General features: G+C 40.9%; 13 protein-coding genes. All 13 read right to left on the reverse strand.

Annotation, left to right across the window (positions count from 1 at the left end; all coding sequences use genetic code 11):
• Positions 1-233 precede the first annotated feature (233 nt).
• The 13 genes from rlmD to AX762_RS09500 all read right to left on the reverse strand — a co-directional run bounded on the left by rlmD (position 234) and on the right by AX762_RS09500 (position 17767).
• Positions 234-1625 carry a 23S rRNA (uracil(1939)-C(5))-methyltransferase RlmD gene (rlmD, locus tag AX762_RS09440; protein ID WP_071848886.1) on the reverse strand — a complete coding sequence of 464 codons (1392 nt, stop codon included), beginning with the start codon at positions 1623-1625 and terminating at the stop codon, positions 234-236.
• 102 nt (positions 1626-1727) lie between these two features.
• Complete coding sequence (locus AX762_RS09445) at positions 1728-2744, reverse strand: diacylglycerol kinase (RefSeq protein WP_071848887.1); 1017 nt, start codon at positions 2742-2744, stop codon at positions 1728-1730.
• 29 nt (positions 2745-2773) lie between these two features.
• The gene (gene gatB / locus AX762_RS09450; protein WP_071848888.1) at positions 2774-4207 is read right to left on the reverse strand and encodes an Asp-tRNA(Asn)/Glu-tRNA(Gln) amidotransferase subunit GatB; all 1434 of its coding nucleotides are present in this window, start codon (positions 4205-4207) and stop codon (positions 2774-2776) included.
• A 3-nt stretch (positions 4208-4210) separates the two neighbouring features.
• Positions 4211-5677 carry an Asp-tRNA(Asn)/Glu-tRNA(Gln) amidotransferase subunit GatA gene (gene gatA / locus AX762_RS09455; RefSeq protein WP_071848889.1) on the reverse strand — a complete coding sequence of 489 codons (1467 nt, stop codon included), beginning with the start codon at positions 5675-5677 and terminating at the stop codon, positions 4211-4213.
• Positions 5677-5982, reverse strand: coding sequence for an Asp-tRNA(Asn)/Glu-tRNA(Gln) amidotransferase subunit GatC (gene gatC / locus AX762_RS09460; RefSeq protein ID WP_071848890.1), 306 nt, complete (start codon positions 5980-5982; stop codon positions 5677-5679). The genes gatA and gatC overlap by 1 nt, the downstream gene beginning before the upstream one ends.
• A 39-nt stretch (positions 5983-6021) precedes the next feature.
• Entirely contained in the window at positions 6022-7242 is a 1221-nt protein-coding gene (locus tag AX762_RS09465) for a CamS family sex pheromone protein (protein WP_071848891.1), read from the reverse strand.
• 22 nt (positions 7243-7264) lie between these two features.
• Positions 7265-9283 (reverse strand): NAD-dependent DNA ligase LigA, encoded by a 2019-nt coding sequence (ligA, locus tag AX762_RS09470; protein ID WP_071848892.1) that lies wholly within the window; start codon positions 9281-9283, stop codon positions 7265-7267.
• A 19-nt stretch (positions 9284-9302) separates the two neighbouring features.
• On the reverse strand, positions 9303-11540 hold the full coding sequence (gene pcrA, locus AX762_RS09475) for a DNA helicase PcrA (RefSeq protein ID WP_143139343.1): 2238 nt from the start codon (positions 11538-11540) through the stop codon (positions 9303-9305).
• Between the two features lie 250 nt (positions 11541-11790).
• Complete coding sequence (locus AX762_RS09480; protein ID WP_071848894.1) at positions 11791-12441, reverse strand: GntR family transcriptional regulator; 651 nt, start codon at positions 12439-12441, stop codon at positions 11791-11793.
• 15 nt (positions 12442-12456) lie between these two features.
• A complete protein-coding gene (locus tag AX762_RS09485; protein ID WP_071848895.1) occupies positions 12457-13575 on the reverse strand; it encodes an ATP-grasp domain-containing protein in 1119 nt (372 codons plus the stop codon).
• Positions 13576-13589: 14 nt separating this feature from the next.
• Positions 13590-14150 (reverse strand): DUF2179 domain-containing protein, encoded by a 561-nt coding sequence (locus AX762_RS09490; protein ID WP_071848953.1) that lies wholly within the window; start codon positions 14148-14150, stop codon positions 13590-13592.
• A gap of 120 nt (positions 14151-14270) precedes the next feature.
• The gene (locus tag AX762_RS09495) at positions 14271-15620 is read right to left on the reverse strand and encodes a hemolysin family protein (protein WP_071848896.1); all 1350 of its coding nucleotides are present in this window, start codon (positions 15618-15620) and stop codon (positions 14271-14273) included.
• Positions 15621-15718: 98 nt separating this feature from the next.
• Positions 15719-17767 carry a penicillin-binding transpeptidase domain-containing protein gene (locus AX762_RS09500; RefSeq protein WP_071848954.1) on the reverse strand — a complete coding sequence of 683 codons (2049 nt, stop codon included), beginning with the start codon at positions 17765-17767 and terminating at the stop codon, positions 15719-15721.
• Between the last annotated feature and the right edge of the window lie 10 nt (positions 17768-17777).

Consider the following 17777-nt stretch of genomic DNA (forward strand, 5'->3'; position numbering starts at 1 on the left):
GTCCGTTTTAGTTATGCCAACTCATCATCAACTTTATAGTCATTTTGTCAACTCGCCACATTTTTGACAGTCATTTCGTCAACTCACCAAGCAAATATCCATCTTATCTACTCAACCTTGCATCATGTCCATCTTGGATATGTTCTCACAATAAAAAATCCGTGACCATGAGCCTGCATTGAATACAAGTTCAAAATCACGGAAATCCTATTATATCAAGCCTTTTCTACTCTCTACTTCTCTACCCTTGACATCAACACTACCGTCTCGACGTGACTCGTTTGTGGGAACATGTCTACTGGTTGTACTTTCTCGACAGTGTAGCCACCTGCAACCAATAAGGCCAGATCGCGTGCCAGGGTCGATGGGTTACAACTGACGTAAATCATTTTCTCCGGCTGCATTTCAAGTACGGCATCGATGAACTGTCCTTCGAGTCCTTTTCTTGGAGGATCGACAACAAGTAAGTCCGCTTTGCGACCTTGGTTGCTCCATTCCAACATGACTTCTTCAGCTGCTCCGACTTGATACGTCACGTTTTCAATGCCATTAAGTTCAGCATTGCGTTTTGCATCTTCGACAGCCGGTTCGATGAGTTCGATCCCGTAAACCTTTTTAGCTTTTTCAGCTAACGCCAGTGTAATCGTTCCGATACCACAATAAGCATCGATCACGGTTTCTTCTCCAGTCAGTTCAGCGAACTCCAATACTTTGCTGTACAGGATTTCTGCTTGTAAAGTATTGACCTGGAAGAAAGAACGATGGGAAATTTCAAATGTGTGACCCAGTAATTTATCCTGGTATTTGTCTTCACCATGAAGCACAATGACTTCCTGACCGAGAATAACATTTGTCCGTTTGTGGTTCACGTTCTGGATAATACTGACCACTTCAGGGAGCGCCTCAAGGATATCCGGAACAATTTTGCTGAGTGGGAACAGTTTAGCCGTCCGAGTGACCAGGACGATCATCAGTTCTCCGGTATGATAACCGCGGCGAACAAGGATGTGACGCAGGTTCCCAATGTTTTCTTTTTCATTGTAAGGTTTGACGTTATACTTACGCATGATGTCACGGACCGCTACCACGGCTTTGTCGATCTCAGGATCTTGGATTTTGAAGTCTTCCATTGGGATCAGGTCATGGCTGTTCTTTCTGAAAAAGCCGGTTTCCAATTTCCCGTTGTATTTTCGGACAGGTATTTGGGCTTTGTTACGGTAACCGAAAGGATTTTCCATTCCAATGACGTTTTCAACTTTAGCATCCGGTAATTTTCCGATTTTTTGCAGAACAGTCTCAACCTGATTCTTTTTGAATTTCAGTTGTGCTTTATATGATAAATGCTGTAATGGCATAGTACCTGTTTGAGCATAGGCCCTATCTGTGATTTCCACGCGGTCTGGACTCTGACTAATAATTTTCTTCAGTTTCCCAATTCCGAAAGATTTCCCGATTTTGATTACTTTAAACTCAATTGTTTCACCGACAAGGGCTCCTTCAATAAATAGTGGATAGTGCTCCATCTTGGCTACACCGAGTCCTTCATGTGTTAGATCGATGATTTCTCCCTGATAGGTTTCATTTTTTTCTACTGGTACTTTGAAATTTTCTTTGTTATTACTCATTTTATTTCTCCTTTTTCGTTCTAGATTACTTTACTGTCTAACTTAGATTATACAGGTTAGGCGTGAAAAATTAAAACGCACAGTCCAAACTGTGCGCTTCAATTATTCTTCTTCGTTATTCTCTAATTTTGACACCTGTTTTATAAAATCTTCTTCTTTTTCTTCAGTCATCAAGTCATGTGTGTTGATGGATAGATGCATACGGTCCAAATCCGTGACGATTTCCAAATGCTGCTGGTACATACTAAATTCAGCCGGGGCATCACCACCGTATTCACCGTCAATATTAATCATGAGCTGCTGGTTGTTTTGTGTTTCTGCTTTGACATAACTCGTTTTTTTGTACAAGACTTTTGGATGATGGATGTGTTTACCATCATTCATGAGCATCGTGATCAGTCTCAATATTTCAGCAATGTTCGTTGTTTTGACAATGATCAGCGTGAATTGTCCGTCACCCAATGTCTTGTCGGGCGCGATTTTTTCAAATCCGCCAACTGAATTGGTTAGTGCCACAAAGACTAAGGAAGCTACACCTTCGTATACACCATCATCATAAGTTATTTTAACGGGGACCTTACCGACTCGGGGCAAAAGTTCTGCCCCTTTCACGAAATAAGCGAGTGATCCAAAAAGTGATTTCATATTAGCTGGGACCTCATAAGTCACTTCCGTCAAAAAGCCTGCAGCGCCGATATTCATGAAAAACTTGTTTTCGGAGCTTGTTTTAACTTTTCCGATATCCATATGAACGGTTTGACCTTTATGAATCAGCTGAGCAGCTTTTACAAAATCGTAGCGCGGAATCATTAATGCGCGTGCATAATCATTGGTTGTGCCTGCTGGTATGATTGCCAGTTTGGGACGAGGTTCATATGGCGAGATTCCATTAATCACTTCATTGATCGTCCCGTCTCCACCCGCTGCCACAATAAGATCAAAACCATCTTTTGTGCACCGATCAGCTTCTTCTTGAGCACTTAGAGGTTCCGGTGTTGTACAAAAAGCACTGGTATCATATCCCGCTTTTTCATATTCGATTAAAATATCTGGTATTTGTTTTTTTAATAGTTCACGACCGGATGTCGGATTATAAATCACTCTAGCGCGTTTTCTCACCGTCCATCCACCCCCTTTTCCAGCTAACCTTAACGTTTATCCATTTCTTCTTTGAGAAGTTTGTTCACAACGCCCGGGTTGGCTTTCCCTCTAGTTTGTTTCATGACACTTCCAACCAAGAAACCTAAAGCGCGGTCTTTACCGTTCTTATAATCCTCAATGGATTGTTCGTTATTATCTAATGTTTCTGAAATGATGGGTAAGAGTTTAGCTGGATCACTTAATTGGACCCACCCTTTTTCCTCGACCAACGCTTTAACATCATCACTGCCGTTAGTAATCAGTTCTTTGAATACTTTTTTTGCAATCTTGGAAGAAATAGTCCCATCCTCAATCAAGGTGATCATTTCAGCCAATGCTTTGGGTGTCAGTTTTGTTTCTGAAAATTCCAGATGCTCACTGTTCAAGTAGGCAGACACTTCACCCATCAGCCAATTGGACACCTGTTTAGGATCGGCAGCGTAGTCGACTGTTTCCTGGAAGAAATCCGACATTTCAACAGTCGCGGTCAACACGCCTGCATCATATTCAGGCAAGCTGTAGTCATTAATATATCTTGACTGACGTTCTTTCGGCATTTCTGGAAGGGATGCTCTGACATCATTTATCCAGTCTTCACTGATTTTTAGGTTAGGAATGTCTGGTTCAGGGAAATAACGATAATCACTGGAACCTTCTTTGACACGCATCAAGATAGTTTCTCCGGTCGTTTCGTCGAAACGGCGTGTTTCCTGTTGAAGTATTCCACCAGCATTCAAGATTTTTTCTTGTCTGACAATCTCATGTTCCAAACCTTTTCTCACGTTGTTGAAGGAGTTCAAGTTTTTAAGTTCGGTTTTCGTTCCAAACTCTTCCTGGCCAAAAGGTCGCAGTGAAATGTTGGCATCACAGCGCATAGATCCTTCCTGCATCTTGACATCAGACACTTTAGTGAATTGAATCAGCTGTTTTATTGTATCCAAGTATGCTTGTGCTTCTTCAGGTGAGCGCATATCCGCTTCTGATACGATTTCTATTAACGGCGTGCCTTGACGATTCAAATCAACAAATGAAGAGCCGTTATCCCCGTGGGTATTTTTCCCTGCATCTTCTTCTAGATGCACACGTTCGATACGGATTTTTTTCTTTTCACCTTTGACATCAATCTCGATCCATCCGTCAAAGCCGATGGGTTTATCAAACTGAGAAATTTGATATGCTTTTGGATTATCTGGATAGAAATAATTTTTGCGGTCAAATTTCGTATAATCAGCTATTCCACAGTTTAATGTCAAAGCTGCCCTCATGCCAAATTCAATGGCACGTTTATTTACGACGGGCAAGACCCCTGGGTGTCCCCAGTCGATTACATTTGTATTTGTGTTAGGTTCTGCACCAAAATGAGCGGGTGATGGGGAGAACATTTTAGAATCGGTTTTTAATTCCACATGCACTTCCAGGCCTATAACTGGTTCTAAATTCATCGCTTATTCTCCTCCTCTAAATGATGGTTTTTTTGTATGATAATCGTTTTCTTTTTCAAAAGCATAAGCGGTTCTGTAAATTGTTTTTTCATCGAAATGTTTGCCGATTATCTGCATCCCGACGGGCATATTATTTGAAAATCCGCAGGGAATGGATAGTGAAGGCACACCAGCTAAGTTGACCGGAACCGTTAATATGTCAGACATATACATGGCAAGCGGATCTTTGATTTTCCCACCAATCTCAAAAGCAGTCGTTGTCGTTGTCGGTGCAACTATTACATCGACATCTTCAAATACTTTTTCAAAGTCTTGTCTGATCAAGGTACGGGCTTGAGCTGCTTTTTTAAAGTGAGCGTCATAAAATCCTGAACTTAAAGAGAATGTTCCCAGCATGATACGACGTTTGACTTCTTTACCGAATCCTTCTGAACGTGATTTGATATAGATATCTTCAAGGGATTCGATTTTTTCTGAACGGTAACCATAACGAATACCGTCGAAACGCTGCAAGTTACTAGATGCTTCTGATGAGGCAATGATATAGTAAGCAGGAATACCATATTCGGAATGTGGCAAGCTAACTTCTACAATTTCTGCTCCCATTTTTTCATAGAAATCAAGGGCTTGACGGACAGATTCGATCACGCCCGGTTCTTGTGCGTCTTCATGGAAGTATTCTTTCGGTACCCCAATGCGTAATCCTTTGACCCCTTTATCGATATCCTCGGTAAAATCAGGTGTATCCCCTTGGTAAGAAGTTGAATCCTTCTCATCTGTGCCACTGATTGCATTCAAGACGAGTGCGTTATCTTTGACTGTACGCGTAAAGGGACCAATTTGATCTAGACTGGAAGCAAATGCAATAAGACCATAACGGGACACGCGACCATATGTAGGTTTCATGCCTACAAGTCCGGTAAAGGCTGCCGGTTCTCGAACCGATCCCCCCGTATCTGAACCGAGAGAGACAGGCACTAAACCGGCCGCTACGGCTGCAGCTGAGCCACCTGATGAACCGCCTGGTACTTTCGTTAAATCCCATGGGTTGCGTGTTATTTGAAAGGCAGAGTTCTCTGTAGACCCACCCATCGCAAATTCATCCATATTCAATTTTCCGACCATGATCATACCAGCCTGCTTTAATTTTTCAATAACCGTCGCGTCATAAACCGGGACGAAGTCTTCCAGCATTTTCGAAGCTGCTGTTGTTTTGATACCTTTGGTAGAAATATTATCTTTGATCCCAATAGGTAAGCCACTCAAGACATTGTTTTCATCAATACCCTGTTCATCCATTTCCTTGGCAGCTGCTAGAGCTTCTTCTTTACTTAATGTTAAAAAAGCCCCCACTTGTTCATCTGTTTGAGCAATATTCTCATAAACAGATTCCATCAATTCAACCGCTGTGAGTTCTTTACTTACCAGTTTTTCGTGTAATTCTTCTAAAGTATAATCCAAGAAATCCATTATGCTTCACTCCCCCCGTTATCAAACATGGCAGGCACTTCAATGTAGCCATCTTTTCGTGTTTTGACATTTTTAAATAAGTCTTCTCTATCCGTTCCTTTTTGAACAACGTCTTCTCTCCAAACGTTTGTCTGAGGAAGACCGTGATAGGTTCCTTCGACACCTTCTGTATCCAGGGCATCTAGTTTTTCTACCATTTCTACAATTTGATCCAACTCTTTTGTAATAGAGTCAATCGTACTATCATCAAATTCCAGCTTTGCCAGTTTGGCTACTTGTTTGACTGTTTCTTCATTTATCGCCATGTTATCTATCCTTTCGTCTGCTAGTTATTTTATCTGCATTTAATTAAAGATATAAACCTCATAATCTTCTTGTTCTGCTTCTCTATCAAGATAAGACTCCATGCCATTTAAAGACTCGACATTGATTTGAGTTGGCACATTATTGGGTAAATATGTTTTGCCCGCTTCGTTTAAAAACTGGGTAAAGGCAATCATTTCTCCTTTGCCATAGAACTGAGTAGTGATCGTGATCTCTAAATTCATTAACTGGTCTTCTACATAATGACCCAGTCCGGTTACGCCACTTACATTCGGGAAAAACCCTTCGACTTCGGATCTGAAGTTAGCAAAGTTATTGCCTTCAGCGCTCTGCATGCCTTCTAAAGGAAAGACCAGACGATCTTCATTTATATTCTCCCAGTTAGACACACTGGTATTTCCATTTTCAACAAAGCCCACTGAAACATAAGTTCCTGGTGCCAAGTCATCTTGTGTTGATTGTTCGTATAAACCTATGAATATTGGAATCTCTTCTAAGCCTTCACTATTGCGCATGCGTGAGATGACTTTATCTGCCATCTCCTTGCCGGCATCCAGTAACTCATCAGATGGGATGGGTTGCTGTAAGCGCGTCCCAATATCATCTCTATAATAATCGATTTGATTCAATGCGAGTCCGACACTGACTCCGGCCAGTTCCAATCCTTCTTCCGTTTGTTTGTAATAGTTCTGTTCAAGCACCGAACTCAGATAATTCGGATTACGTTCTGCCGGATCAAAGGTATTATTAGATGGAGGATTCAGCCCCTGATTTTGTTCATCTATTTCTGCTTCTTCTATTTCTACTTCTTCTACATCCTCTTCATCATCTTCGTCGGGCACCTGTTCTCTCCCTAACCAGTTTGTGACCAGCGAAGAAGTTAAGAACTGACCTTCCTGAAAGAAATGGCTGTCCGTTGGGAAATATGCCTGGGAGTGACGCATCAAGTCTGTTTCAAACGTCCGTATATTGATGTTTGAATTAAGACTGCGTGTGATCCCTCTATTTTGACTTGGCGCGTATGTGCCGTCTTCAGTGATCACCGGACGGTAATAATTTGAATCTACCTGCTCTTCAATGGTAGACGCTGCATCTTCATCCAGTTGATTTGATGCTTCGCCAGATTGTTCAACTTCCTCTTGGCCTGACTCATTTGGATCAACCGGATCTGGAAAGAAATCACACGCCGAAAGAAATAAAGCCTGGGCAATTATCAAACTAAGAACTGTTTTCTTTTTCACTCGCTCTCACTCTCAATTCTATTCATTCATCAATCTCCTCAAGAACTTGCTGTTCAGTTAATACTGGTACTTCTAGCTCCTGTGCTTTTATCAATTTACTGCCGGCTTCTTCTCCTGCAATCAGATAATCGGTATTCTTAGATACACCGCCAGTGACTTTTGCGCCGAGATCAGTCAATTTCTCTTTCAATTCATCACGGGTATAATGTTCTAACTTCCCTGTAATGACGACCGTTTTATCTGAAAAATAGGAAGAAACTTGTTTGATTTCTTCTTTACGTTTACCTTTATATTCCATGTTAACACTTGCTTCTCTAAGCTTTCGAATTAATTGAGCGACTTCTTCCAATTCGAAGAAAGCTTGAATGCTTTCAGCAATCGTTTCGCCCAGTCCTTCGATGGCTTCAATCGCTTCTTTAGGTGCATTATTCAGTCGTTCCATAGTAATGAACTCTTCGGCAAGTAATCGTGCAGCTTTCACTCCGACGTGTCTGATCCCTAAACCAAAAACTAATCGCTCCAGTGAATTCTCTTTTGATTTCTCGATGGCACTGAGTACGTTATCAGCTGACTTGTCAGCGATTTTATCTAAGGTCAACAGCTGTTCTTTTTCTAAGTAGTATAAATCAGCAGAATCTTTAACCAAAGACTGATCATAAAGCTGTGCAACAATTCGTTCACCTAAACCGTCGATATTCATCGCATTTCGGGAAACGAAATGGGTCAATTTTTCTTTTGCCTGAGCAGAACAACTTGGATTCATACATCTTAAAGCCACTTCTTCATCCAGATGCATCAGTTCACTCTGACATGCCGGACAGTGCGTCGGATATTCATACGGCTGACTGTCTTTTGGTCGTTTGTCTTCATTCACTTTAACCACTTCAGGAATGATGTCGCCTGCTTTACGCACAACGACAGTGTCCTTTAAGCGGATATCTTTTGTTTTCATTAAATCAACATTGTGCAGGCTTGCGCGCTGCACCGTCGTTCCCGCAAGTTGGACAGGATCCATGATGGCTGTAGGTGTAACGACACCGGTACGTCCCACTGTCCATTCAACCGACCGGAGAAGGGTCTCAGCTTCTTCTGCCGGAAACTTGTAGGCAACGGCCCATTTCGGCGCCTTGACCGTGTAGCCGGCTTTTTCCTGGTTATCCAGCTCATTTACCTTGATAACGATCCCGTCGATTTCATACGGAAGCGTCGTTCTCTTTTCCTGATATTCTTCAACAAAAGCCCACACCTTGTCTATGGTTTCGAACACACGGCGTTCCGGGTTCGTTTTCAAGCCCAAGTCGTCAAGTAACCGTAAAGCTTCTGACTGACTTGTAACTTCTTTTCCCTCTACTTGTGCGAGTGAATATAAAAACACACTCAGGTTTCTCGATGCGGTTACTTTAGGATCCAAATTACGAATCGTTCCAGCTGCCGCATTGCGTGGGTTCGCGAAAACGGCTTCGCCTTGCTCTTCACGGTTTTGATTCAACGCAACAAACGAGGGTTTAGGCATGTAAATTTCTCCGCGTGTCTCGAGGGTCAACGGTTCTTTCAACGTGAGCGGGATGGATCTGATGGCTTTAACGTTTACCGTCACATTTTCACCTACCAGCCCATTTCCACGGGTCACGGCTTGCTTGAATTTGCCGTTTTCATATTTCAGAGAAACCGCTAAGCCATCCATCTTCAATTCGCATTGATAGGTGTAAGGTTTATCGACTAATTCAGAAATTTTACGGTCAAAATCTTTCAAATCTTCTTTAGAAAACGCATTGTCCAAGCTCAACATAGGTATATCATGTTCCACTTTTTCAAAACCTTCTAAAAGAGTGCCTCCTACACGCTGAGTCGGCGAATCATTTTGAACAAGTATCAGGTAGGTTTCTTCCAGTTCAACTAATTCTCTATATAGCAGATCATACTCTTCGTCTGGAATGGTGGGCTGGTCCAAAACATAGTACTGATGACTATACTGGTCCAGCAAAGTGACCAACTCATCAACACGTTCTCTTGCCTGATCAAAATCCACTTTTTCAGTCATTGGACTATCCTTCCTGCACTTAGCATTTTTCGATTGGTGCAAAACTTGCCAAGAGTGGCTTGATACCGATTCCTGGAAATGCAATGTCAAGTTGGAGATCGTCGCCTTCACCACTGATTTTCACGACGGTTCCAACATCCCATACTTTGTGTTTAACTTTTTCTCCCACTTGCCAGTCCAATTTTTCTGCGCCACTGTTGCCTGTGGCATGTGAGACAACGTTTTTTCGTTTTTTCGTCTTGTTATCGAAAGGATCGTTTGAACTGTTTCCCATGCCTTCGTACATACCACTTGAGAAGGGTTTTAACGAGCCAGATTCTTCGACTTCTAACACGGTCTCATCCACTTCTTCTAAAAAGCGGGACGGACGATTGGATTGAACGCGCCCGTATAGAGCCCGTGACAATGCATTCGTCAGGTATAATTTTTCTTCCGCTCTCGTGATCCCCACGTATGCTAATCGTCTCTCTTCTTCCATTTGCTCTTCATCGAGTTCTGCTCGAGAGAGTGGGAAAAGTCCTTCTTCCATACCAATCAGGAATACAACTGGGAATTCCAGACCTTTGGCAGCATGTAAGGTCATCAATGTGATTTCACTTGTCGGTTCTTCTTCCAAACGATCGATGTCTGAAATCAGAGACAAATCAGTCAGGAATGTAATCAAACTTGCGTCATCTGGTTGCTGTTCATCAAATTGTTTTGTCACGGTCAAGAATTCTTCGATGTTTTCAACACGTGTTTCAGCTTCCAGGGTGCGTTCTTTTTTTAACGTCGGTAAATACTCTGATTTATTCAAGATTTCTTCTGTCAACTCTGTAATGCTCAGGAACTCCGCCATTTTAAGGAAATCCTGAATCATTAAGGCAAAAGCTTCTACCTTTTTGGTTGCGCGCGCTGAAAGGTTGATGCTGTTTGCATTTAAAGCTGCGTCATACAAGCTCCAGCCCATCTCTTCAGCGGCTAAGGCTAATTTTTCAACCGTGCTCGCGCCAATGCCACGTTTGGGTTCATTGACAATACGGGCAAAACTGAGATTATCTTTAGGATTGGCAATAAGCGTTAAATATGCCAACACATCTTTTATTTCTTTCCGGTCATAGAATTTATGTCCCCCAACCATTCGGTAAGGAATATTCGTTTTGATCAGCGTTTCTTCCATCACACGCGATTGCGCATTCGTTCGGTAAAGCACGGCGAAATCCCCGAATTCTCTATCCGGATTCTTCTCCAATTCTTTCTGGATATGCTGAATCACGTATCGGGCCTCTTCGTGCTCATTGCCTGCACGGTAATAGGTGATGAATTCTCCGCCATTTTTATCTGTCCATAAATGTTTATCTTTACGTTTTGAATTATGTGAGATCACATCATTGGCAGCTTTTAAAATATTTTTGGTTGAGCGATAATTCTGTTCCAATAAAACGACTTTTGCATCGGTATAGTCCCGTTCAAAATTTAGAATATTTTCCATGTCAGCTCCACGCCAGCCATAAATGCTCTGGTCAGCATCACCTACGACACAAATATTGTTGAATCGTTCTGCGAGCAGGTTGACGAGCTTATACTGCGCATGGTTGGTATCCTGATACTCGTCCACATGAATGTATTGAAATTTTGTCTGATAATACTCCAGGATATCTTTATGTTCTTCGAATAAACGTACCGTCAGCATGATTAAGTCATCGAAATCCACCGTCTCAGCTTGTCTTAATTCACGTTGATAACTGTCATAACAATCAGCAACCATTTTACCAAAGAAATCTGTTGCTTCAGCACGAAATTCTTTCTCGTTCTGTAAAACATTTTTGGCATTGCTTATTTCAGAAAGAATCGCTCTTGGATTATATTTTTTAGGATCGATATTTAATCGCTTAAGTATCTTTTTCATCAGTGTCAGCTGTTCTCCAGGATCAGCGATAGTAAAATTAGAACTGTATCCAACATGGTCTATTTCTCTTCTCAAGATACGGACACACATTGAGTGAAAGGTCGAGACCCAGACGTCTTGTCCGCCATCTTTAACAAGTCCTGCAACTCTACTTTTCATTTCTGAAGCTGCTTTATTGGTGAAGGTTATGGCTAGAATGTTCCACGGATTCACGCCTTTTTCTTGAATCAAATAAGAAATCCGGTGAGTCAATACCCGTGTTTTCCCAGATCCTGCTCCAGCCATAATAAGTAATGGCCCTTCTGTGTGAGCAACTGCCTCTTTCTGTTTGGGATTCATCCCTTGTAAAATATCTTCTCGCAGTACCACTTTCTTCATCCTTTCAGGTGTTCATACATTGTTCCATTATACAGAAAACCGAGCATTCTTTCCATACATCTTACTAGAGAATATGCACCGTAACAGTAACCATATACATATAATCGTTATGAATTCATACATTCTACCCTTTCGCTTATTTCCCGAGAACATTTTGCCCTGACTAAATTAAATTCTATATGCTTTCAGCCTACAAAAAAACTCCATGCCTTTTAGCATAGAGTTTTACGAACACCACCTCTTATTCGTCCATACCTTGAATAAGATTGATAAGCAGCTGATTAAGCAAGATCCGAATTTCTCGTCTGGCATATGTGTAATTTTGTTCTTTGATCCATTCCATTAATTTTTCATAATGCGTAATTTTAATCGCTCTGCTTTTTTGGAAAATAAGCGGTACTCGCTTTGAATCTTGATATAAACCAACCATCGTCTCAATAACTCGATCATTCATATAGGTGTTTGAATGATAACTGAGCAGCATTTTCCACAAGTCGATCTCAGCCGTTTCAAATTGGTTTGACTTGAGTGATTTTGCAACTTTCAAGTCTGCTATCCTACCCGAAAAGGGTTCAGTGTCAATAACACACTCATCCAGCTGCAGCGTATAAAAAATGTGTTGGAGTAATGCTTCAAGAAAATAGATGCGTTCCTTCTGCTGACTTAGATCAAGCGGCTTCCCCCCCACAAACACACCTTTATTCGGAACTCGGTAAGCGTAGCCTTCTGCAATTAATCGGTTGAGTGCTCGTCTTACTGGTGTGCGACTGATCTCAAGTTGTTCGGATATATCTAATTCTTTTATCTGTTTATCTTTTGTCCAATGTACAAACATTATTTCGTTTTTCATATAATCGTAGGCTTTAACTTCAACTTTATTCATTTTTTTCATGTGTACGTCCTTTATTTAGACAAATATGTCCGTCAACTGAGCCAATGTTTTAGTGACTTGTTTAGTTGGAACCACGATATGACCAAACTCAGTGGTTTCTGATTCATTAATATTGTCATAAAAGGTAAACAGCCAATCGGGTTTGATTTGTGCTTGCGTATAAACCAGATCTTTTTCATCGGTTCTTATCACTTGCATAACGATGGAATCAGACAATCTATTTGTTACGCTTATCGGCCACCCGGTTACGGCTTTAATCAATGCCTCATATTGAGAAAGATTTGGAAAGTTGAAGGTGTAATGAAAAGCACGGTGGGGATGTGCAACGATCTCATTCACATACAGTGCTCCGCTGGACGTTGAAAAGACTTCAACAGCCATTACTCCAACAAAATCCAACTTCTCTGCAACAACTTGACCTATACGGCTTATTTCTTGTTCCACTTCGCTCTCGAGCTGAGCAGGTGCGACAGCTTGATAAAATTCATCATTTTTGTATTTCATTTCTGTTATAGAAAAAGTCGAGATCTCCCCATTGTTACTTTTCACTAAGGCTAGACATAATTCTTTTTCTGAAGGTATCCAAGCTTCTAGAATACAGGTTCCTTGGTTCAAGAAATCTGTCGCAGAAGCAATATCTTCTTCACTGAATAACACATGATTTTTTTTATATCGTTCATCGGTGCTATTTGATTTCAAGACGCACGGAAAACCAATACTCTTTACAGCTTCTCTAATGTCATCCAAAGAGATGATGGTTGCAAATGGGGCAATATTTACGCGTACAGATTCTAAAAAAGCCTTCTGTAACATTCTGTCTTGAGAAATGGAGAGTAACTCTTCACCTTGAGGTACAGGAACGGTGCGTTTGATTTTTTTTACCAAATAAGATGGAAAAGCATCTGATTCATAAACAACCACATCACTTTTCATAGCTAAATCCATACACGCTTGTTCATTTGTGAGTTCAGCTTTCAGATGCCAGTCGGCAATGCTTTCAGCTAAACAATGCGTATGCGGGTCTAGCACACCGACGTGATACCCTAATTTTTTTGCTGACAGTGCCAGCAAGCGAGCGACACTGCCTCCGCCTATAATACCAATCGTACTGCCAGGTTCTATCCAATTCATCATATTTTGTCACTCCATCATTTAAATTCGGTAAACGGATCTGCTTGAGGATTATTTCTGACTTGTTTTTTATTTTTCTTCATTCGTTTTGTCCAAAATCCACCATTTATATAGCGTGGTTCATAAGATATTATAAACGCTTTTGATTCTATTTCATGAATCAAACGGTATAGACTTCTTTCATTTGACCTTGGCGTTAAGATTTCTAGAACATAACGAGCGCCTTCTCTACCATACGCCTGAGTAATCGTTACACCGTAGCCTTCGCCTCTGATTTCTTCTGCCATCTCCCAGCCATTTCCAGGTACAATGGCTGTTACCAGTATATGGCCTAAAGCCAGTTTATCTTCTATTTTCATGCCCGCATAAATACCTGCACCAAAACCTAATGAATAAACAACGATGTTTAAAACGTTATCCAAGTTATCCAGTACCAGTCCTAGTCCGACGACCCAAACAGCTACTTCAACCATGGCTATGAATGGTGCTGCTACTTGATACCCTTTCATCGTCAACATCATTCGAAGCGTATTTAGCGTAACGTATACAACGTTGATCATAAATATCGTTATCAGCATTCCTAAATTTAATTCCACTTTATCTCTCCTAAACTAATTAAGTCTATCTAATATAAAACAATGGCCGAGACAATACCCTGTCCCAGCCTTTGTCATTAAGAGTACAGGTCAACAAACTGCTTACTCTTTTTCGTTTTCGATTAATTCTTCATTATTTCCTTCTTCAATCTTTTTTACAATAAGAGAAGAAATACGAGAGCCATCCATTTTGCTGACGACTAAACTTAAATCACCAACGCGAATGAACGCATTCTCTGATTCAAAGGGTATACTTCCAAATTCGGTGATAAAGTAACCGGCGATCGTATCCACATCTTCCGAATCGATCATAGTATCAAAGTAATCATTAAACTTATCTAATGGTGTGGATCCATCTACACTATAAACTGAATCTTCAATTCGTTCAATCAAACTGTTTGATTCATCATATTCATCGTCGATCTCTCCCACAATTTCTTCCAATAAGTCTTCCAATGTAACAATACCGACGACACCCCCATATTCATCGTTCAGGATTGCCATTTGATTTTGTGTTCGTTTCATCTGAAAAATCAAATCATCTATAAAAATAGTTTCAGGAACAAACAAAGGTCGGTTACTGATTTCTTTTAAATCGATCGAGTACAATGGTTTATGTTTTGATGCCTGCAATAAATTTTTAACGTGAACGATTCCTAGAATATTGTCTTTATCTTCAAAATATAGCGGGACACGTGAATGAGGCGTTTCCAGCATAGCCTCAATGTTTTCTTCGTTTGGATCATCATAATCTAACATAAATGCATCCGTCCGTGGAACCATCACTTCGCGAGCAATTTTATTATCAAGGGATAATACCCCTTTCAACATTGAAAATTCATCTATATCAATAACCTCATGCTGATGGCTATGTTCAATAAACGAACGAAATTCGTCTCGTGTAATGGCTTCGTCTGTCACCTTGAAATCCATCGGTAAGATGTATTTCAAGCCTTTAACCGTGACATCAAGTAACCAAATAAGGGGTAACGAAAGATATCTAAGTCCCAAAACCAGACCTGATAGCTTCATGGCTATTTCATCCGGGTTTTGTTTTGCTATTGCCTTAGGAATCTTTTCACCAAAGGATAAAAGCAAGTAGGTGAGCACAATCGCACTGACGATCAATACAAATGCTTGTGAAGAAAGAATCGGATTAGCCGACGATTCGACTAGACGTGTGATCAAAAATGCAGTCAGACCACTTGTAAACAAAGCGGATAACGACATCCCTACTTGAATGGTCGTAAGAAACTCGTCTGCATTGTCTAAAATCCATAAAATCCGTTTTGCTTTCTTGCTTCCATCTAAGGATTCTTCCATCATTTTGTTTGGATTGATGGACACCATGGCCATCTCAGCGGCTGAAAAAAATCCGTGTAACACAATTAAGCTGATAATAACTACTATTTGCCCAATAAAGGGCTGTATACTCCAAGGGTCGCTGTTCATAGATTATCTCCTTCAAAATTTCAAATCATATAAAAACACAGTCAATATATCATATAACGCTTTATCTTACAATGATTATTTCAATTCATTTTATAGCCTCAATCAATAAGGGTCTTAACAGTCGTAAAGAAAGGATAAAACTGGTCGATCACATCACCACTTTTTTGTCCTTCTAAAAAACCTACGAATGAATAAGATTCATCTTGTTCATCGAATACATATAAAAATCCGTTTGTTTCATTCTCATCTTCACCAGCAATTTCAGCCGTTCCTGTTTTAGCACCGACCGAATACTCCAGGTCGTTTAACGGATAGGACGTTCCATTTGGGCTCGTCACCGTTTCAACCAGTATATCTCTCACCAGAGTTGAGCTCTCGCTTGATATTATTGCTTCAGTCATAGCTTCTTCCTCTTGAAGGATTAATTGAGGATAGACAAATTCTCCTCCGTTTAGAACAGGTGTGTAAAAAGTTTGTTGATGGATGGTATTCATCAATATTTCGCCTTGCCCGTATGCAGTGTCAGCTAATAAGGTAATCTCACTGATTTCATTATTGTTTGCCAGTTGAGCGGGTTCCATGGTTAATGGCAATTCAAAATCTTCACTAAACGGAAACTTCAGTATGTTTTCGACAAAATCATTTAGCCCGAGTTCCAGAGCTTCCATGGCAAAATAGATATTATCTGAATAAACCAGAGCATCGGTCAAATCAACTTCCGTGACCGTATCATTTACTCTTGTGATTTGTCTATCTCCAAAGCCTTCCCTATCCGACGACCAGTTTAAGCCTTCGATGGTGTTGCTTTTCTCAGGTGTCGTGACCCCTGAATCGAGCAAAATAAGTGAGGTCAGGATCTTAAATGTCGAACCTGGTGCGTACCGAGAAGTAAAGCGATTCAAGAACGGCTGATTTTCATCTTCAATGTAGGCGTCATAATCTGCCTGAGAAATCCCGCGAGCAAAAAGCTGGGGATCATAAGAAGGCGAACTCGTCAAAGCGAGAAGTTCACCACTTTTGGGATCCATGAGAGAAGCAGCACCCGGTTCCGATTCAAATGATGCATATAATTCTGCTTGAATATCACTATTTATAGTTAAACGCAGTGACTCGCCATTTTTTCTCTCTCTTTCTATCACAACTTCTCTGGTCTCACCTTCGCTATCAGCAAGCGCTATTTGTCCGCCCATTTCTCCACGTAGCTCTTTATCAAATCTGTATTCCAAACCACTCTTACCTACTACTTGTTCTGATTGTAATAACGGATTGTTTTCGATGTCTTCAGCAGAAACATCCCCGACGTAACCAATCAAGTGTGCCGCGGCTTCTCCTAAAGGATAGAGCCGGTCAGTCGTTTGCTGATACAAGACACCTGAAACTTCTGGTGTCTCATTTGCATCCACAATTGTAAAAGGAACGAAGCTCTCTTGTGTGACCCAATTTTGGCTAAGGAGTTGTTCAAGCGCTTCTACTGATATGTCGAATGTGTCGCTTACAGTTGCTAATCGGTTTTCTCGTTCTTCCGCTTCTCCTAAGACGGCAGGATACAAACCAGCTTCATACGCATCGCCTTCACCGGCAAGCATATTCCCGTTCCGGTCATATATAGATCCCCGGTTAGGCTCAGTGTAAGATAATTTCACTGTATCACCTTCAACCATATTAGGGAAAAAAAGGGAATGATCCCAATGAATTGCTTTAAAGTCTTCTGTTTCATAAATGGCTGACTGATAGTTTAATGTTTCAATTTCGCCCAGGACCGTAGTCATGCCTAAACTATAAGTGAATGAATAGACATCCGTTTCTTCATCATAGATGATTTCGTGATCTATAATTTCTACTTCATCCACTCCGATAGCTTGAAAAATCGTTTCATATCTTTCAGCCAACTCTTGTTTTGTATATCCTTCTGCTGTTACCGATTGTTCTGAAAGCGTTTCTGCATAGTCTTCAAAATGTGTCGAAGCCTTTGCTTTTAAATAGTCATCTACCAGGCTTTCAACCTCTTCACGTCGCTCAATGGCTAATTGTTCAGCTTTCCAATTTCTGTAATAAATATAACCACCCGTACTTAACAGCACAAGCAGGACAATACCAAAAACAATTCCCATCACTTTCTTGTTTGATCCTTTTGGTTGATTTCTCATTTTTTTCACG

Origin of the sequence: Alkalibacterium sp. 20 (assembly GCF_001885615.1) — a bacterium.
GTDB lineage: Bacteria > Bacillota > Bacilli > Lactobacillales > Carnobacteriaceae_A > Alkalibacterium.